Source organism: Staphylococcus sp. EG-SA-18 (assembly GCF_017151825.1).
In the GTDB taxonomy this organism is placed as follows: Bacteria; Bacillota; Bacilli; order Staphylococcales; family Staphylococcaceae; genus Staphylococcus; species Staphylococcus aureus.
This window is the reverse complement of the sequence record NZ_JACYVY010000064.1, coordinates 94,970-114,263: the sequence shown is the minus strand read 5'-3', so window position 1 is coordinate 114,263 and position 19,294 is coordinate 94,970. Positions and strand designations below refer to the sequence as shown.

Annotated in this window: 20 protein-coding genes and 1 pseudogene; 4 read left to right on the top strand and 17 right to left on the bottom strand. The window is 32.0% G+C overall.

Going from position 1 to position 19,294, the window contains the following annotated elements; all coding sequences use genetic code 11:
- Nucleotides 1-725: 725 nt before the first annotated feature.
- From scb to IDG66_RS12565, 3 genes are all read right to left on the bottom strand, one after another.
- Complete coding sequence (gene scb / locus IDG66_RS12575) at nt 726-1,076, bottom strand: complement inhibitor SCIN-B (protein WP_000669537.1); 351 nt, start codon at nt 1,074-1,076, stop codon at nt 726-728.
- A gap of 153 nt (nt 1,077-1,229) precedes the next feature.
- Entirely contained in the window at nt 1,230-1,727 is a 498-nt protein-coding gene (efb, locus tag IDG66_RS12570) for a complement convertase inhibitor Efb (protein WP_000791580.1), read from the bottom strand.
- Between the two features lie 258 nt (nt 1,728-1,985).
- Nucleotides 1,986-2,492 (bottom strand): SA1002 family membrane protein, encoded by a 507-nt coding sequence (locus tag IDG66_RS12565; RefSeq protein WP_000584398.1) that lies wholly within the window; start codon nt 2,490-2,492, stop codon nt 1,986-1,988.
- A gap of 670 nt (nt 2,493-3,162) precedes the next feature.
- On the opposite strand from IDG66_RS12565, the gene IDG66_RS12560 reads away from it, so the two are divergent.
- Together IDG66_RS12560 and IDG66_RS12555 are read left to right on the top strand one after the other, a co-directional pair.
- Nucleotides 3,163-3,561, top strand: coding sequence for an FPRL1 inhibitory protein FLIPr (locus tag IDG66_RS12560; RefSeq protein ID WP_000739582.1), 399 nt, complete (start codon nt 3,163-3,165; stop codon nt 3,559-3,561).
- On the top strand, nt 3,542-3,613 hold the full coding sequence (locus tag IDG66_RS12555) for a hypothetical protein (RefSeq protein ID WP_031775077.1): 72 nt from the start codon (nt 3,542-3,544) through the stop codon (nt 3,611-3,613). Before IDG66_RS12560 ends, IDG66_RS12555 begins: the two co-directional genes overlap by 20 nt.
- Before the next feature lie 317 nt (nt 3,614-3,930).
- Here IDG66_RS12555 and IDG66_RS12550 read toward each other — a convergent pair whose 3' ends face one another.
- The 9 genes from IDG66_RS12550 to uvrC all read right to left on the bottom strand — a co-directional run bounded on the left by IDG66_RS12550 (nt 3,931) and on the right by uvrC (nt 12,220).
- The gene (locus tag IDG66_RS12550; RefSeq protein ID WP_000739212.1) at nt 3,931-4,248 is read right to left on the bottom strand and encodes a fibrinogen-binding protein; all 318 of its coding nucleotides are present in this window, start codon (nt 4,246-4,248) and stop codon (nt 3,931-3,933) included.
- A 193-nt stretch (nt 4,249-4,441) separates the two neighbouring features.
- Complete coding sequence (locus tag IDG66_RS12545; RefSeq protein ID WP_001793543.1) at nt 4,442-4,609, bottom strand: hypothetical protein; 168 nt, start codon at nt 4,607-4,609, stop codon at nt 4,442-4,444.
- Between the two features lie 127 nt (nt 4,610-4,736).
- Nucleotides 4,737-5,240 carry a YfcE family phosphodiesterase gene (locus IDG66_RS12540; protein ID WP_000049484.1) on the bottom strand — a complete coding sequence of 168 codons (504 nt, stop codon included), beginning with the start codon at nt 5,238-5,240 and terminating at the stop codon, nt 4,737-4,739.
- Nucleotides 5,233-5,820, bottom strand: a complete 588-nt coding sequence (locus tag IDG66_RS12535) for an XTP/dITP diphosphatase (protein WP_000659317.1) — start codon at nt 5,818-5,820, stop codon at nt 5,233-5,235. The genes IDG66_RS12540 and IDG66_RS12535 overlap by 8 nt, the downstream gene beginning before the upstream one ends.
- Nucleotides 5,821-5,831: 11 nt before the next feature.
- A complete protein-coding gene (gene racE / locus IDG66_RS12530; protein WP_001039659.1) occupies nt 5,832-6,632 on the bottom strand; it encodes a glutamate racemase in 801 nt (266 codons plus the stop codon).
- 235 nt (nt 6,633-6,867) lie between these two features.
- The gene (gene sdhB, locus IDG66_RS12525) at nt 6,868-7,683 is read right to left on the bottom strand and encodes a succinate dehydrogenase iron-sulfur subunit (protein ID WP_000139712.1); all 816 of its coding nucleotides are present in this window, start codon (nt 7,681-7,683) and stop codon (nt 6,868-6,870) included.
- Nucleotides 7,683-9,449 carry a succinate dehydrogenase flavoprotein subunit gene (gene sdhA, locus IDG66_RS12520; protein ID WP_000818278.1) on the bottom strand — a complete coding sequence of 589 codons (1,767 nt, stop codon included), beginning with the start codon at nt 9,447-9,449 and terminating at the stop codon, nt 7,683-7,685. Before sdhA ends, sdhB begins: the two co-directional genes overlap by 1 nt.
- Before the next feature lie 51 nt (nt 9,450-9,500).
- Nucleotides 9,501-10,115 (bottom strand): succinate dehydrogenase cytochrome b558 subunit, encoded by a 615-nt coding sequence (locus IDG66_RS12515; RefSeq protein ID WP_000079317.1) that lies wholly within the window; start codon nt 10,113-10,115, stop codon nt 9,501-9,503.
- A gap of 323 nt (nt 10,116-10,438) precedes the next feature.
- Nucleotides 10,439-12,220, bottom strand: coding sequence for an excinuclease ABC subunit UvrC (uvrC, locus tag IDG66_RS12510; protein ID WP_000390525.1), 1,782 nt, complete (start codon nt 12,218-12,220; stop codon nt 10,439-10,441).
- Nucleotides 12,221-12,385: 165 nt separating this feature from the next.
- Here uvrC and IDG66_RS12505 point away from each other — a divergent pair, with 165 nt between their 5' ends.
- Complete coding sequence (locus tag IDG66_RS12505) at nt 12,386-12,481, top strand: hypothetical protein (RefSeq protein ID WP_001788625.1); 96 nt, start codon at nt 12,386-12,388, stop codon at nt 12,479-12,481.
- Nucleotides 12,482-12,543: 62 nt separating this feature from the next.
- On the opposite strand, the gene trxA is transcribed toward IDG66_RS12505, so the two are convergent.
- The 5 genes and pseudogenes from trxA to zapA all read right to left on the bottom strand — a co-directional run bounded on the left by trxA (nt 12,544) and on the right by zapA (nt 17,962).
- A complete protein-coding gene (trxA, locus tag IDG66_RS12500) occupies nt 12,544-12,858 on the bottom strand; it encodes a thioredoxin (protein WP_001018928.1) in 315 nt (104 codons plus the stop codon).
- A 172-nt stretch (nt 12,859-13,030) separates the two neighbouring features.
- Complete coding sequence (locus IDG66_RS12495; RefSeq protein WP_206172205.1) at nt 13,031-15,379, bottom strand: endonuclease MutS2; 2,349 nt, start codon at nt 15,377-15,379, stop codon at nt 13,031-13,033.
- 9 nt (nt 15,380-15,388) lie between these two features.
- The gene (gene polX, locus IDG66_RS12490; protein WP_000161942.1) at nt 15,389-17,101 is read right to left on the bottom strand and encodes a DNA polymerase/3'-5' exonuclease PolX; all 1,713 of its coding nucleotides are present in this window, start codon (nt 17,099-17,101) and stop codon (nt 15,389-15,391) included.
- Between the two features lie 72 nt (nt 17,102-17,173).
- Nucleotides 17,174-17,695, bottom strand: coding sequence for a CvpA family protein (locus tag IDG66_RS12485; RefSeq protein ID WP_000234074.1), 522 nt, complete (start codon nt 17,693-17,695; stop codon nt 17,174-17,176).
- 7 nt (nt 17,696-17,702) lie between these two features.
- A pseudogene (gene zapA, locus IDG66_RS12480) lies at nt 17,703-17,962 on the bottom strand (cell division protein ZapA).
- Between the two features lie 369 nt (nt 17,963-18,331).
- On the opposite strand from zapA, the gene rnhC reads away from it, so the two are divergent.
- Complete coding sequence (gene rnhC, locus IDG66_RS12475) at nt 18,332-19,270, top strand: ribonuclease HIII (protein WP_001284280.1); 939 nt, start codon at nt 18,332-18,334, stop codon at nt 19,268-19,270.
- Nucleotides 19,271-19,294: the final 24 nt, after the last annotated feature.

Genomic DNA, 19,294 nt, shown 5'->3' with positions numbered 1-19,294 from the left:
TTCAGTGTAAAATGTACTTGGGTCATGTAAAAGTCCTCCTGGGTATGTTTTTGTCGTTAAAAACATTGTACCGTAAAAGGACTGTTATATGGCCTTTTTACTTTTACACAATTATACGGACTTTATCCCAACTTGCATTGTCTGTTGAAATTGGTGACCCAATTTCTCTCTGTTGTGGCCCCGCCAACTTGCATTGTTTGTTGGAATTGGTGATCCTATTTCTCTCTGTTGTGGCCCCGCCAACTTGCACATTTTTGTATGCTGACTTTTCGCCAGCTTCTGTGTTGGGCCCCACCCCAACTTGCATTGTCTGTTGAAATTGGTGATCCAATTTCTCTATGTTGGGGCCCCGCCAACTTGCATTGTCTGTTGGAATTGGTGATCCTATTTCTCTCTGTTGTGGCCCCACGAGTATTGAAAAAACTTGTTATAAGCTTATTTTCATTTAGTCAACTACTACCAATATAGCACTAGAACTGGAAATGATAATTTAATATTGTACACTTTTGATTGTTTAAACATGTACATATTTTAAAAAATAGGAGAGCAAAGTAAATAATTGATATAGTTATTTTGAGAGTAATCCTAGGAACTATTGTATTTATATTTGTCTCCCCTACTTTTAAATGTCATTCATTATACATAAGCATTTTGATATAGAATTTATCACATATGCAAATTGAAAACAGGTTAAGACCATTTTTTGTCTCAACCTGTTTTATTTATTATCTATTTATAATTTCATCAATTTCTTTGTATATTTTTTCTAATGCAACTTTAGCATCAGCCATTGATACGAAATCATTTTTCTTAAGTGCCGCTTTAGCTCTATATTCATTCATCATAATCGTACGTTTATAATATGGATTTAAGCTTCCTGCAGCTAATGCATATACATTCGATTTGTTAAGTAAAGTTCTTAATTCTTCTGCTATGCGTTTATCATGAAACTGACTTTCAGTTAAATATTTGTCCAGACTACTTGCATCTGCTTTATTCCCTTCTATAGTTGCTATCCCAGTTGATGATAAAAGTAATGCTAATGTTCCTGTTAATATATATTTTTTAAATTTCATTATAAGCTCTCCTTAAAATTGATACTTACTGAGTATATAGTCAATTTCAGGACAATTACATTAACCTGTCATTAAATAGATTACTTTTTTCATTAACAAAAATTAACATAACATTTAATTAATTATTTCCAGATAACAGCAACGATTGAAGTTTTATTTAACTAATCCTTGTTTTAATACATTATCAATTCGCTCTTGTAAGACCATTTTCTTAACTTTGTATTCAAACGAAACTAAGTTGACTGCCTTTTGTGCTTTTCTGTGTGCACTGACAGTATGTGTTTTTTCAAATTCTCTCACAAGATTTTGAGCTTGAATCAATTTTTGTTCTTTTTTAATAGTTGCATCAGTTTTTGCTGCTGGTTTATTAAATTGTGGACGTGCACCATATTCGAATGTACCATCGTTAAATTCTAAAATATTATAGTCATGTTTGAATTTAATATATTTAGGTGTTGAGTTAAATTTTGGTCTAGATTGATATTTAAAAGTACCATCATTGTACTCTACGATATTGTGATTAATACTCACTGGTTTCTTTTCTCTTGGACCGTATCCTTCGCTCGCATCTGCTGTTGACGCAATTGTAGTTGTAGTAATACCTATTGCCGCTATTGTTAATAAAGATTTTGCTATCAATTTATTTTTCATGTTAATTATCCTCCAAATTATTATCTTACATTTATTAAGTTATCCTATTTATACAACTTTTGAAATTAACTAATTATTAATTAACTATAAACACTTTATAATATAGACAAAATATAGTTATCTATCTTGTGTCTCATCAGCACTTATACACTAGTCAAAAAATTCATGCCTCTACTTTTTCGAATTTCAAAAATAAAACCACACAACAAAAAAGACACCATTTGAATGTTGGTGTCTGATGGTATAATTTCATTGATTTTATTTGTAACTTCTCATTCTATAGTTAAATATTGTGACCCAGCTAATGATTAACGTTGGTAGAATTACTAAATTCAAATTAGACACGTCAAAAAAGACAGATTGAAAATTGTCGATATTAATATCATTAATGTCCATTTTTTCATTTACTGCTTGATAGATCGCAAAGTAAACTAAGAACCATTGAATTAAATGTTCTAAAACGACAACCTCTGTCAAATCGACATTCTTTTTTCTAAAAAGTAATCTAACTATAAATAATTGGAATATACTTGAAATCAAGATTAATATAATACCCATTAAGAAAAAACTACCAAAATCAATTGTGATAAATTGAATAATGCCATAAATAATTACGGCAGATATTGCCAGTGAAATATATCCTATAAAGATAAATACCACACCCATAAAGAGTGTTTTTAAGAACAGAAAAGGCTTCTTTCTATTTGTAACCAAATAGCTCAATATACAAAGTAGTAATAGAATTGTTAAAATTTTAATTATCATCGTTTGACCTCAATATATTTATTTATATCTTTATTATTGACCACGAAAAAATAACAATCACTTAAGTGATTGCCAATAATACTCATTGCCTACTCTATAGTAATCTTGGCACGTGATTTTACACTATTTTATCTATTTAAAAATGTAAGTGTTGAATTATGCTTACTTCGAAAATGCATAATTCAACTAAATAGTATAATTTTTAACTTATATATTAATCATAACATATCAACCATAATTAGAATATATCTCTTATTTCTTTATAAGTAAAATTATACATATTAATTACTTCTCTACTATGTGTCATTTCTTTGTTTTATAAACATTAATTATCAAAAAAGCTATATGTATAACAATTTGGAGTGTTTGTCTACCCAACATTGCAAACAAAATGCAAAGAAATATATATCGTTTTAACAATAAAAATTATCCAATCATAGTTGAGTGACGTTTACTACTATTATTATACTATCAACAAATTCAATAATACCTCAAATAAAAATAATACCATCAAATTCATCATTATTCTTTTTCGATTGCATTAAACCTTATTAATTTGCACTTAATTTTAATTAATGAAGTGTTAACTGGTAAATGCATGAAACCGTTTGTAAAATAGCAGTGTACTCGCATTAGTAAGTACAAATTTATTTTACAGGGAGAACTTATTATGAAAAAAAATATCACAAAAGTAATTATTGCATCTACAGTCATCGCTACAGGTCTTCTAACTCAAACTAATGATGCTAAGGCGTTCTTTAGTTATGAATGGAAAGGTTTAGAAATCGCTAAAAATTTAGCAGACCAAGCTAAAAAGGACGATGAACGTGCTGATAAATTAATAAAAGAAGCCGATGAAAAAAACGAACACTATAAAGGTAAAACTGTTGAAGACTTATATGTAATAGCTAAAAAGATGGGTAAAGGCAATACAATAGCTGTAGTAAAAATCAAAGACGGTGGTAAAAATGGTTATTATACCTTCGATATCACTCGCCCATTAGAAGAACATAGAAAAAATATTCCAGTGGTTAAAAACGGCGAAATCGATTCGATTACTTGGTATTAAAAAACATACTGAATTAAATAGTTGTACGCCAAACGTTAGAAAACAATGCTAACGTTTTGGCGTGCTTTTTTTATTTTAAGTAACTTCTAATTTATTTAGCATCTTTACGACTGTTTAATAAAGCACGTATGATTAACACGGTTGCCACTATATCCGTTACAATTTTTATGATTGTTAATACATTCGATTTCCTTTTCACAATAGCCACCTCGCTTGTTCAAAACATAAACAACTATTGCATTCACTTTTAAGTAATTATTTATATTATTTATCCCAATAAGCTCACCATTCAAATAAACACAATATTATAAAATAATTATACCTTTGGATATAGCAAAAAGCCACACTCTATAGCATGGCTTCTATCAATTATTTTAAAGTATTATATTTTAAAACTAGATCGATTTGTCTTTGTAATTTTTTCTTTTCATAGCTGTGTTGGAAATGAATTAAGTTAACAGCTCTTTGTGCTTTACGGTGTGTTGCAACAGTTCTTGTACGTTTGAACAAGTTTACAGCTTTTTGTGCGTCCACAACTTTTTTATTTACTTGTTTTTTAAAGTTTGTTTGATACTCGTTATATTTTTCAACCTTAGTTTGTGCATGAGATTCACCGGCAAACGTTGATACCGTTAAACTAATAGCAGCTATGCTTAAAATTGATTTCCCAATAAAATTCTTTTTCATAATTAATAACACCTATCCTCAAATATTTATTTTGTATATATTTATAATAATAGACAGATACAAAAAACTACATTAACTATTTATTAACTAAACATTAATATTTGTGTCACTACATTTCTGAATTTCAAGAATTTTGCTACTCCATATTTTAACCATCAAATTATTGATATAATTTATGACTTTAGAAATCCTTTTAAATATGTATACGATTCATGATTTTAACTAAAATTTCAAATTTCCTGACTTCTTGGAATCTTAATTTTATACTTTTTAATAATACACTTTTAACCAAATAATCAACATGATTCAACCTTATAGGGTCATCAACAATCACATTCTCCAAAATTACAATTCTTTTCATAACATAAATGTGTTATTCATTCCAATTATCTTATAAAATTGTCAGAAATACTTTTAAACAAACATTCATGACACGACCTCCTAGTTAAATCAGTCTATAAACTAAAAAAAGCCATAGCTACTTCTATTTAAAAAGTAGTATGACTGATTGTTTCGTGATGTCGATTTTTGAAATTGATGGTGCCATGTAAAGTTTGATCATCAATAATAACTTCAGCATATGTTTCTTCCATTGAACTTCTAGATTGAGATATACTTCCAGGATTAATAACATGAACACCATTAATATACTCATATTTTGCCACATGTGTATGTCCATAAAATGCAAACAAACAACCTAATTCAAGTCCTTTTTCAGCTAATAAATCTCTTGTTCGATTGACTTGATATAAATGTCCATGAGTATAAAATGCTTTCACGTCATTATATTTTGCGACCGCTTCATTTTCAAATTCTGGATAAAAATCACAATTGCCCTTTACTCTATTAAATAAGCTAAGTTCCGTATCATCATACGCGAATTCTGAATCTCCTAAATGTAAATATACATCTGCATCTGGGTGCATTTCATAAATTTGATATAAAACGCCTGATTCAGTATGGTTATCACTCACAATAATCCATTTAGACATTTTTATCACCTTCAAGAAAAGCTTGAAGTAAATTAATCGCATTTCGTCTATGACTAATTTGCCCTTTTTGTTCTTTTGAAAGTTGAGCCATGGTTTTATCTAATTTCGGTACATAAAATATCGGATCATATCCGAAACCATTTTCGCCATATTTTCCATCTGCAATTTCACCTGAAACAGTACCTTTAAATACTTTTGTTTCCATATCAGGGCCACTCATACTTATGACACAAACAAATTGCGCACGACGATCAGTTGTATTACCAAGCTTATTTAATAATTTTTCAATATTTGCTTCATCGCTTTTATTTTCACCAGCATAACGTGCAGAGTATATACCTGGCTCACCATTTAATGCAAAAACTTCTAGTCCACTGTCATCAGCTATGACTGTTTTATTCAATGCTTTTGCAGCAGCTTCTGATTTTAATATAGCATTTTCTTCAAATGTTGATCCTGTTTCTTCCACATCAAAATCTGGTATTAGTTCTGAAATACCTATTACGTGGTAATCTGGAAATATTACTTTAAAGTCATTTATTTTCCCTTGATTATTCGATGCAATAACAATCTCTTTCATTAAAAATCCTCCTAGTCATTCACTGATATACGTTCCACATTGACAGATAAATTTAACCACTCTTTGATAATGTTAGTAATGTGAGTAGGATCACCTGTTGCAAAAAATCGATGATCTGGATGTTCAGTATAACTTGCATGTTCATTACTAAATGTTAGCAATGCACTAACTTCACGAGCCGTTTCTAATCCAGACGAAATCACTGTCTTTTTACCACCAAAATAATCATAGATAGGTTTATAGAGCAATGGATAGTGGGTACATCCTAAAATGACAGTATCAGACTCACTATTACGCCAACGTTTCAGTGTTTGATGAATGACAATGCTTGTAATTGTTGGATCACTATATCTCATTTGTTCTACAAGTGGCACAAAACCTGGACAGGCAACGCCATGTACCTCTACATGTGGATTGATACGTTTAATATGCGTACGATATGCTTCAGATTTAATTGTGCCTTCCGTTCCTAGTACTAATACATTTTGATTTCTAGTAGTCATTATTGCTGTTCTAGCACCTGGTTCAATTACGCCAATCACTGGGATTGATAAGGTCTTTTGTAAATATTCTAAAGCTACAGCAGTTGCTGTATTACAAGCAATCACGAGCATTTTTATATCAAATTCCATTAATTTACGAGCGATTTCAACTGTATATTGTTTTACTTGTTCTCCTGGTCTTGGCCCATATGGACATCGTCCAATATCACCTAAGTAATAAATCGTCTCATTTGGCAACTGACGCATAATTTCTTTAGCTACTGTCAAACCTCCGACACCAGAGTCTATTACACCTATTGGTTTATTCATATTCGGTCATCCTTACTTTTAATTTAATTTTTAGTTTATCATAACTAAGCATTGGATTTTAGTATTATGCACTGTGTTTACCATTTTTGTCATTATAATATTTATTTTAAATCAGCCCACTATCATATTGTCATGTAATCTGCTTATTAAAAAAATCCCTTCCAAGTTATTGTGTATCTCCATTCAATTTAATTTTGAAAGGAACATAACATTTTAACTCAAAAGGGATTAATTTTTATTCTACTTCATGGTCTGAACCAAAGAATGATTTAAACATGTGGAATGTTGTTTCTCTGTTCATTGCTGCAATGGATGTTGTTAATGGAATACCTTTAGGGCAAGCATTAACACAGTTTTGTGAATTACCACACTGCTGTAAGCCACCAGTACCCATTAATGCATTTAAACGTTCATCTTTAGTCATAGATCCTGTTGGGTGCAAATTAAACAAACGAACTTGCGAGATTGCTTGCGCACCAACGAATTTATTATTTTCAGTAACATTAGGACAAACCTCTAAACATACACCACATGTCATACATTTAGATAATTCATAAGCTGTTTGACGTTTTTTCTCTGGCATACGTGGTCCCGGACCTAAATCATACGTTCCATCAATTGGGATCCATGCTTTCATACGTTTTAAGTTATCGAACATTCTAGAACGATCAACTTGTAAGTCACGGATAACTGGGAAAGTATTCATTGGCTCTAAACGAATAGGTTGTTCTAATTGATCAACAATCGCAGAACAAGATTGTCTTGCACGACCATTGATAACCATAGAACATGCTCCACATACTTCTTCTAAGCAGTTCATATCCCAGACAACAGGTGTTGTTTTTTCACCTTTAATATTAACTGGGTTACGTCTAATTTCCATTAAACAAGCAATGACGTTTAAATTTTCACGATATGGAATTTCAAATGTTTCTTCATAAGGCTTAGAATCACTTGTATCTTGTCGTTTAATAATTAATTTTACTGTTTTTTGTTTCGGTTTAGATTGTGTTTCATGTTGTGGAGTGTTTTTCACTGATTGTTCAGTCATTATTTTTTACCCCCTTTAGACTTACTTGTGTAATCACGTTTACGAGGTGGTATTAAACTCACATCGACGTCATCATAAGTAAACTGTGGTTTTTCAAATGCGCCTTGGAATGAGGCCATTGTCGTTTTTAACCACTCTTCATCATTACGCTCTGGGAATTCTGGTTTATAATGGGCACCGCGTGATTCGTTACGGTTATATGCACCAATCGTAATAACACGTGCAAGTACTAACATGTTCCATAGTTGACGGGTAAAGAATACCGCTTGGTTACTCCAAGTTTGAGTATCTTCCATATCAATATCTTCATAACGTTTCATCAATTCAACAATCTTTTTATCTGTTTCTAACAGTTTTTCATTTTCACGAACAACAGTTACATTTGCTGTCATAATTTCACCAAGTTCACGGTGTAATTTATAGGCATTTTCTGTACCGCGCATAGCTAATAATTTATCAAAACGTTCTTGCTCTTCAGCTTTACGTTTTTCAAAAATACTTTCGTCCATATCAGTATATGATCGATCAATATTTGAAATATAATCAATCGCGTTTGGACCTGCTACTGTACCACCATAAATCGCTGATAACAATGAATTGGCACCTAAGCGGTTACCACCATGTTGAGAGAAGTCACATTCTCCAGCTGCAAATAACCCTTTAATATTTGTCATTTGATCATAATCTACATATAGACCACCCATTGAATAGTGAACAGCTGGGAAAATCTTCATTGGTACTTTGCGTGGGTCATCACCAGTGAATTTTTCATAAATCTCAATGATACCACCTAGTTTTACATCTAACTCATGTGGATCTTTATGTGACAAATCAAGATATACCATGTTTTCGCCATTTATACCTAATTTTTGGTTAATACATACATCGAAAATTTCACGCGTTGCGATATCACGAGGTACTAAGTTACCATAATCAGGATATTTCTCTTCTAAGAAGTACCAAGGCTTACCATCTTTATATGTCCAAATTCGTCCACCTTCACCACGTGCTGATTCACTCATTAGTCGCAGTTTATCATCACCAGGGATTGCAGTAGGATGAATTTGAATGAACTCACCATTAGCATAAATAGCGCCTTGTTGGTAAACAATGGAAGCCGCTGATCCTGTATTAATCATTGAGTTTGTTGTTTTACCGAAAATAATACCAGGGCCACCCGTTGCCATAATAACTGCATCTGAACCAAATGTTTCAATCTCAGCAGTTGTCATATTTTGTGCAACGATACCTCTTGCACTATCATCGTCACCTTTAACTATGCCAAGGAATTCCCATCCTTCATACTTCGTAACTAATCCATCTACTTCATATGCACGAACTTGTTCATCCAATGCATATAATAATTGTTGTCCAGTTGTTGCCCCTGCATATGCTGTTCTGTGATGTAATGTACCACCGAAACGTCTAAAATCTAATAGACCTTCATTTGTTCTATTGAACATTACGCCCATACGGTCTAATAAATGAATAATTTTAGGTGCTGCCTCTGTCATCGCTTTAACAGGTGGTTGGTTTGCAAGGAAGTCGCCACCATACACTGTATCATCAAAGTGAATCCAAGGAGAATCGCCTTCCCCTTTAGTATTGACCGCACCATTAATGCCACCTTGGGCACAAACAGAGTGCGAACGCTTTACTGGTACAACTGAGAACAAATCTACATGTGCACCTTTTTCTGCCGCTTTAATTGTTGACATTAAGCCCGCTAGGCCACCTCCGACAACAATAAGATGTTTCTCTGCCATAAAAATTTCACTCCCCTAAATTTTCAATCTATATTTGTTAAATGCGATGTATTACATAAAGGCAATAATTGCAGTAACACCAATATACGAAATAACTAAAAATACGATTAATGAAACCCATGTAAATACTCGTTGTGATTTTGGAGATTGAAGTCCACCCCAAGTAACTAAGAATGACCATAAGCCATTTGCAAAGTGGAACACAACAGCAATAATACAAATAATATAAAATATTGCCCATCCAGGATGTTGCAATGTTTCGTGCATTAAATCGTAATTCACTTCTTTGCCGTAAAATGCTTTTTGTAAACGTGTTTGCCATAAATGGATACCAATAAAGATAAATGTTAAGATACCACTCACTCTTTGGAAGAAGAACATCCAGTTTCTAAAAATCGAGTAATGTCCAACATTTTCTTTTGCTGTAAATGCAATGTGTATACCAAACAAACCGTGATATAACAACGGAATGTATATAAATAAAAATTCTACAATAATTAGAAATGGTAATGATTCCATAAAGTTAGATGCCTTATTAAACGCTTCAGCACCTTGTGTTGCTTGGTGATTCACTAATAAATGAACGACCAAAAATGCACCTATTGGGATAATACCTAATAACGAGTGAATACGTCTTAGATAAAATTCATTTTTTGATTGAGCCAAAAGGAGTCCCCCCTGTGAACGAATATTTAATTTATTGAGCTATTTATATTAAACGTACGCTTAACCCCCTAAAGTGATATCGTTTCTAGCGTTGTCATTATCATTAAGCGAAACATTTTAAAGACAAATACACACTGCACGATCACCAAACTGCATGTCGAACAATGTAACATTTGGATTCGATATCTAAAATTGCTTGTGATGATAAACTTTCTCATTTAGAAAACGCTTCCACGTACATTCAAAAAAATAACTTTGTTAACCATATTGTAACATTATTTCATATATTTTGGGGCATGAGAATGATTCTCACGCCCAGTAATTTATTTATGCAATTGTTCATGTAGGTTCTTTGCGACGTTTTCAGGAATACCTATATTTTTAAAATCTTCAAGTGTAGCTTCCTTCATTTTCTTGATTGAACCGAATGAACGCAATAATAATGTTTTACGTTTGTTACCGATACCATCTATATCATCAAGTATTGATTTCAAGCCTGTCTTTTGACGTGTTTGTCTATGAAATGTGATTGCGAATCTGTGAACCTCATCTTGGATACGGTGCAACAAATAAAATGCCTGGCTATTTTTCTTCAGTGGTACAATTTCTGCACTAGCGCCATATAATAATTCAGATGTTTGGTGTTTATCATTTTTCTGCAAACCTGCAACAGGGATATCAAGACCTAATTCGTTTTGTAGCACATCAATAACCCCGTTCATATGTCCTTTACCACCATCTACTATTATTAAATCAGGTAATGGTAATCCTTCGTTTAAAACGCGAGAATATCGTCGTCTTACTACTTCTCTCATTGATTTGTAATCATCTGGACCTTTAACCGTTTTGATTTTATACTTTCTATAATTTTTCTTATCTGGTTTACCGTCGATAAATGTAACCATTGCTGACACTGGATCCACACCTTGAATATTAGAATTATCGAATGCTTCAATTCTAATTGGTGTTTGAATTCCCATTTGTGTTCCAAGTTCTTCAATAGCTTTAATCGTTCTTGACTCATCACGTGATATTAATTCAAATTTATTATTTAAGGATACTTTAGCGTTATGTGCAGCTAGGTCAACCATATCTTTTTTGGGACCTCGCGCGGGTTGAACGATTTTAGTGTCCACAACAGATTGAATCATTTCTTTATCCAAATTACGTGGTACATGAACTTCCTTAGGTAAAATATGTTGGTTTAAGCTATAAAATTGTCCAATAAATGTATAAAATTCTTCTTCTTCTGTTTGCTGTAATGGAATCATCGTTGTATCTCGCTTTATCATATTACCTTGTCGTATAAAGAAAACTTGGATACACATCCATCCTTTATCAACACTATAACCAAAGACATCACGAATCGTTTTATCTGATGACATAATTTTTTGTTTGTTTGTCAGATTTTGAATATGTTGAATTAAATCTCTATATTCTTTAGCCCGTTCAAAATCAAGTGATTCACTTGCAGTTAACATTCGCTCTTCTAAACTTTTTAAAATTGTTTTGTCTTCCCCATTCAGAAAATCAGTAATTTCCTTCGTCATTTGTGCGTATTTACTCAAATCAACGTCATATACACATGGTCCTAAACATTGTCCAATATGGTAATAAAGACATAATTTATCTGGCATCTTATCACATTTGCGATATGGATATATTCTGTCTAATAACTTTTTAGTTTCTTGAGCAGAATATGCATTCGGATACGGTCCGAAATATTTGCCAGTACCTTGTTTTACAGTTCTCGTCACTAGTAGTCTAGGATATTTCTCCTTCGTAATTTTAATAAATGGATAACTTTTATCATCCTTTAATAATATATTATATCTTGGTTGATATTGTTTAATCAGATTCAATTCAAGTAAAAGTGACTCTGTTTCACTAGACGTGACAATAAACTCAAAGCGACGTATTTCACCAACCAGTCTCGTTGTTTTAGCATCATGAGCACCCGTAAAATATGATCTCAATCGATTTCTTAGCTTTTTAGCTTTGCCAACATATATCACTTGATCATTACGATCTTTCATTAAATAGCAGCCTGGTTCCATAGGTACGACATTTAATTTATTTTTAATTCGTTGCTTATAGTCTTCCAAAAATATCCCCCCTTCTAATTTTAAAATGAATGATGCTACAAAAGTGCTTCAAATTTATCACCACTAATTCTAGTTAATAATCAACATCTTCGAGTATGACTTTTCATGCACATCATGTAATATTGAACATTGTTTTATCAAACCAACTGCTACAAATCTATCTGCATGCTAGATTATCATTTAACGTTCATAGATTTATTAATCCCACCATTCTCAAGTCGTAAACAATATGATGACTTATCATTCAACTTTTTATATTAAAAACACAAACAAAAACTGGAGCAATTCATTAAAGAAATGCCCCAGTCGTCATTGGTTGTAACTTATAAATGTTTATCTAAAACTTCAGCTAAGTTTTCTTTTGGTTGGAAACCAACAACTTTATCAACTGGTTGACCGTCTTTAAAGACGATTAATGTTGGAATACTCATCACTTCATATTTAGCTGCAGTTGATGGATTTTCATCAACATCTAATTTTAAAATGTCAGCTTTACCTTCATAGTCAGCTGCTAATTCTTCTAATACCGGAGCGATCATTTTACATGGACCACACCATGTTGCCCAAAAATCTACTAGTTGTACACCAGATTCTACTTTTGAATCAAAATCTGCATCTGTTACTTTTACGATTGCCATAAATGCCAATCCTCCTTAATTATTATTATGATGTTCAAATTATATCAGATAACATGCTTCATGTATTTCTATTTGCTCAATTTTTATGCTTATTTCAAATAACATGTTTGAAATGTATTCTTGTTGCTTTACATTATTTTAACTGCAGCTATTTAATTTATCAAATTATAATTTATTTTAGTGTTGCAACGGTAACGCCAAATCCACCTTCGCTTGGCATACCACCTCTAAAGTCACTAACACTTCTATGCTTTTTCAAATGTTGTTGTACACCTTTTTGAAGTGCACCTGTACCTTTACCATGAATGATATAAACTTGTTCGTAATTACTTAAAACGGCTTGATCTAAATATTGATCTAGTTCAATTAAAGCATCCTCATAACGATAGCCTCGTAAGTCAAGTTCAGTTTTAATTGTTTGACGATTTTGACGTGTAACCATTTTCGTTGGCTTAACTTTTTCTTTTTGTTTTTTCTCTAAATCTTCAATAGGTAACTTCATTTTAATAATTCCCATTTGAACAATTGCTTCTTCATCATTGACAATTTCTAAAACTTCACCCTTTTGACCGTAAGATAATACTTTTACTTCATCACCAGCAACAATTTTATCGTATTTTTGCTTTTGTACATTTTGCTTTATAGATTTCGCTTCATAATGATCATCTAATCGTTTCTTCTTATCAATCAATTCATGTTCTTTAACATCTGCACCTTTTTGTTCACGCAATTGTCTTAAGTCTTTAATAATATCGTCAGCTTCTTTTGTTGCAGCCTTAATCTTCTGATTTGCTTTTTCTTTCGCTTCCTCTATTAGAGACTTTTCATAATTTTGGAATTGTTGATACTGCTTAGATAAATCATCATGCACTTGCTCCGCTTCTTTTACAAGACGGTCCAGTTCTAACCTCTGTGTCTCTACACGTTTGTAATTACGCTCTAATGATTCAATCATTTCATTTATTTCTTTTTCATCAGTACCAATCATCGTCTTAGCCTTATTAATAATATTCAAACTAAGACCTAACTTTTTAGAAATGTCAAAAGCATTTGAACGACCCGGCACACCCATTAATAACTTATACGTTGGACTCAAAGTATCTACATCAAATTCTACACTCGCATTCATAACGCCTTCTCGATTATAACTATATGCTTTAAGTTCAGGATAGTGCGTCGTTGCCATTACTAGAGAACCAATTTTTCTAACATGATCTAAAATGCTCATTGCTAATGCAGCACCTTCACTCGGATCTGTACCTGCACCTAATTCATCAAATAAAACTAAACTATGTTTGTCTGCATGCTTTAAAATTTCAACTATATTCGTCATATGAGATGAAAAAGTTGATAATGATTGTTCTATTGATTGTTCATCTCCGATATCGCAATATACATTTTTAAATACACTTAACTGACTACCATCAAGTGTGGGAATCAACAATCCTGATTGAGCCATAACAATAATTAAACCTAATGTTTTTAATGTTACAGTTTTACCACCTGTATTCGGTCCTGTAATAATTACCGTTTCAATATCTTCCATAAATTCGATGGTATTAGCTACAACAGTCTCACGATTTAATAATGGATGGTATGCTTTAGGTAAATATACAGTACGGTCCTCTTTAAATATCGGCTTTGTTCCTTTAACACTTCTACTATATCTCGCTTTTGCGATTAAAAAATCTAACTGACCCATGACTTGTTCTGCCACAAGTAGTGCATCTTTGTCCGCAGCCACATAACCAGTTAGTTGCGTTAAAATGCGTTCTTTTTCAATTGCTTCGTCATGACGTAATCGACTAATTTGATTATTCATTTCAACAACTGATGATGGCTCAATATACAATGTTTGTCCTGAAGCAGATTGATCATGTACAATCCCATTAAAATCTTGTCGATATTCAGCTTTGACAGGTATAACGTTTCTTTCATTCCTAACTGTTACAATAGCATCTGATAATTTTTTCTGATTTGCTTGGCTTTTAACAATACGGTCCAAATTTTGTCTAATACGTTGATTCGTGCTAGAAATTTTACTTCTAATCCCTTGCAATTCATAACTCGCATTATCATATAAATCATACGTATCGCATGTTTCATTTATTTGATGAAAAAGATCAGTTAACACAGGTAATTGATTCATCTTGTCATCTAATATTGGGTATTTAACACCTTCATCTTCTTCAACCAATTGATTATAAAATGTCTTGAATTGATTTTGTACTTGAATTAATCTTTTTATCAAGTTAAGCTCTGATACATTTAAAACGCCGCCAATATCAGCGCGATGAATGAATGCTGATACTTTAGATAAGCCACTCAAGCTTGGTAAACGATGCTTATTATAAATTTGAGCAATCTCATCCGTTTCTTCCATTTGAAAAACAACCGTTTCAAAATTAGTAGCTGGCATCATTTGATTGACCTTTTCCAAGCCTAAGTCACTAATAGTTTCATTGGCAACGAGTGATTTTATTTTTTCAAATTCTAAGACGTCTAATGTTTTTTGTCTCATAAAATCCCTCTATTTCTTAAGTTTTGTATTATTTTCAATAAAGTCTTTAAAAGCTTCACGCGATAATGCGTTAATCACTCTATCTTTTGTTACAAATCCTTTTTGCGCAGTTGCTACGCCATAATTCATAAAATCTAAATGATTTGTATGATGCGCATCAGTGTTAATAGTTAATTTCACATTTGGATATTTACGAACGATATCAGCGCTCAGATCCAGTCGATGTGGATTGGCATTAATTTCTAATACTGTATTCGTTTCTTCAGCTAATGCCATTAATTGTTCAATATTCGGTTTATAACCATCTCTTCTACCTATAATACGCCCTGTTGGATGCGCTATATGTCGCACGTATGGATTGCGACATGCATTAGCTAATCGTTCCATAATTTGTTCTTCTGATTGGTTAAAGCTTTGATGAATAGCTCCAATTACATAATCAAGTTGTGCTAAAATTTCATCATCATAATCCAGCGAGCCATCAGGTAATATATCCATTTCTGTACCTGAATAAATATCAATTTCACTATATTCTTTATCTAAAGCCTTAATTTCTTCGTTTTGTCTTAAAAGTCTTTCTACTTGTAAGCCATTAGCAACACGTAAACTTTGTGAATGATCAGTAATTACCATGAATTTATAACCTTTTGCGATATTTGCTTCTACCATGTCTCGAATAGAAAACGCACCATCACTATACGTTGTATGCATATGAATATCACCATTAATATCATCTATTGTAATGATATTACTTAGATCTTTATCAAATTCGCTACCATCTTCTCGCATAGCAGGTGGTATAAAATTCACATTAAAATGTTCATATATCTTGGCTTCACTATCATATTGAATTAATGTACCATCAGCTTGTTCAATTCCATATTCACTTACTTTTTCATCACGTGCTTTAGCAAGTTGTCGAATTCTTATATTATGTTCTTTTGACCCAGTAAAATGCTGCAATGTATGATAAAAAGCACTTGGTTCAATTAATCGAAAATCGACACCAATCGTTTCATCATCATACGCTAATTCTAATGAAACTTTTGTGTTCCCCACTGCAACTTCTTTTACTTTATTGGGAATATTTAATAATTGCTGCTGCACTGCTTTTGGGTTATCGGTACTTATTATGAAATCTAAATCTTTGCTCATTTCTTTAAAACGACGGAAGCTTCCTGCAGATGAATATTGATCGATATAATTTAATGTATCTATATAATCAATGATTTCTTGATTAAGTCTTCTCATTTGATCAATTGGATATCTATCTTTCTTAGCACCAAGTTGTTTCACAGCTTCTAATATGTTTTGTTCCGTTTTCTTAGCAAATCCGCTTAATTCACTAACTTTTCCATTTTCACAAGCAACTTGAAGTGACGCTTTATCAACAATATTCAACTCTTTATATAGCTTAGCAATTTTCTTGCTTCCAAGTCCTTGAATTTTCAAAAGTGGAATAAGACCTTCCGGAACTTCTTCCTGTAATTGCTGTAAATACTGAGATTCACCGGTCTCACGGTAATCATTGATTACTTCTGCAACACCTTTACCAATGCCTTTTAACTCCGTTACATCAGATATTTCATCTAATGGTCGTTCATCTAATTCAAGACTTTGAGCTGCTTTTCGATACGCTGATATTTTAAAAGTATTTTCCCCTTTTAATTCCATATAAGTAGCAATTTGTTCTAATAGTTTGATAACATCTTTTTTTGTCATAATAACACTCCATAAAAAGAAGACCAGGACGTATCATTAATATATACCTTTGTCCTGACCTCTTATGATAATTTATAAATTAATGGTGAAAGCCGATAAATATGGGATGTGAAAAATCAATGAATGACTCACAATAGATATTTTAAGCTGATGTTGTAATGCTTCGTTAGGATATAATGCCAATAGATATAACGTAAAGTGTAAGACAATTATCGTCATAAACACACCAACTATCATTCCCATTGCACGACTGAAAATATGAATGTTTTGATACGCTATTATTTTATCAAAAGTTACGATAATTAGATATAAAATGAACTTACAAAACAATGTAATCATTAAAAAAGCTACAATCGCTTCAAATCGATTTTGTAGATGATTAAAATGAAACGCAAAAGTTGTATTAAATGCTGTTGTTTTAGGATATGGAATAAATACAATTAATCTTTCTACAATAGATTTGTAAAATTGACTGGCAATCCACAATGATACAATCGTTGCACTCAAATGTATCATAGATAACCAAAAACCTCGTCTGAATCCAACCATGACAAAATACACAAAGAAAATGATTATGATAAAATCAATGACCATTTATTGCTCACGCTGCTGCAATTTGTGAATTTGTTGTTTCAAACGTCGATTTTCTTCTTCTAGTAGTACTTTTTCATGCATAATATTCACAGCAGTTAGTATTGCTTTTCTTGAAGTATCTAAACCTGCTGCTTTATACCCTAATTCTTTTATTTTATCATCAACTAAATGTGCTACATATCGTATGTGCTCTGGGTTATCTTCCCCAACAATTGTAAAAAGCTGATCATTAATTGATACATTTACCTTGTTTTTAAACTGTGCCATTTATAATTTCTCCTGATCCTTTTTTTAAAATCTAAATTCACGTTATAAAATATGACTGGATAGTTTGTCTGAATTTGATACTAATATTGTTATATTGCAATTATGATAAAACAACAACACAATCTCTATAGATGACTTAATGTTCTTTTTATAATGAAATAATGTAAAGAATTTTCTATTCAATACTTTATCATGTTTAAATTGTGTCACTATAACATTTTCATAAACATTATACATGACCACTATGTATTTTGTAAGTATCCGCAATTAATTCTTTACAACATACATAAATGTTTCTGACGTTATTATCATTTATGATATGATTATTTTTGCTAAAGATAATGAAATTTTATGAAAGGATTTACACAAATGGCGAATATCGTTTTTAAATTGTCGGATAAAGACATAACGACATTAATGTCACGCATTACTTTTGATACTGAGAATTTACCTCAAGGTATGAAAGCACGTGCAAAGTATCAAAATACAACTGTAAATATTTACCAATCAGGTAAAGTCATGTTTCAAGGTAATCATGCAGAAGCTGTGTCTAAAGAACTTCTACCGCAGCATTCTCAATTGAATACTAATAAAACTAAAAAGAAAAATATGGCTAATTCTTTTCTTGAACAAACTTTAATGTATGATCAATTTAACTGTATTGGTAGTGATGAAGCTGGAAGTGGCGATTACTTTGGTCCATTGACTGTATGTGCTGCTTTCGTTACCAAAGAGCATGTCCCTATTTTAAAAACTTTGGGTGTAGATGATTCAAAAAAATTAACCGATACCAAAATTGTAGAACTTGCTGAGCAATTGGTTACTTTCATCCCACATTCATTATTAACACTACACAATGAAAAATATAATATTCAGCAAGCAAAAGGCTGGACTCAAGTAAAAATGAAAGCTGTTCTTCATAATGAAGCCATCAAAAATGTACTTGAAAAAATTGATTCGTCTCAATTAGACTATATCGTCATTGATCAGTTCGCAAAACGCGAAGTGTATAACCATTACGCATTATCCGATATACCACTTCCAAAGAAAACAAAATTTGAAACAAAAGGAGAATCGAAGTCATTAGCCATTGCAGTGGCAAGCATAATCTCTCGATACGCATTTGTTACATATATGGATCAAATATCAAAAAATATTAATATGACGATTCCTAAAGGTGCCGGTGCTAAAGTCGATGTAATCGCCGCCAAAATTATAAAAAAATACGGTCTTTCACATTTAGATACCATTTCAAAAAAGCATTTTAAAAATCGTGAAAAAGCCCAAAAAATTTTAAAGCCTCTTTGATTTTTAATCATTATAAATTGGATC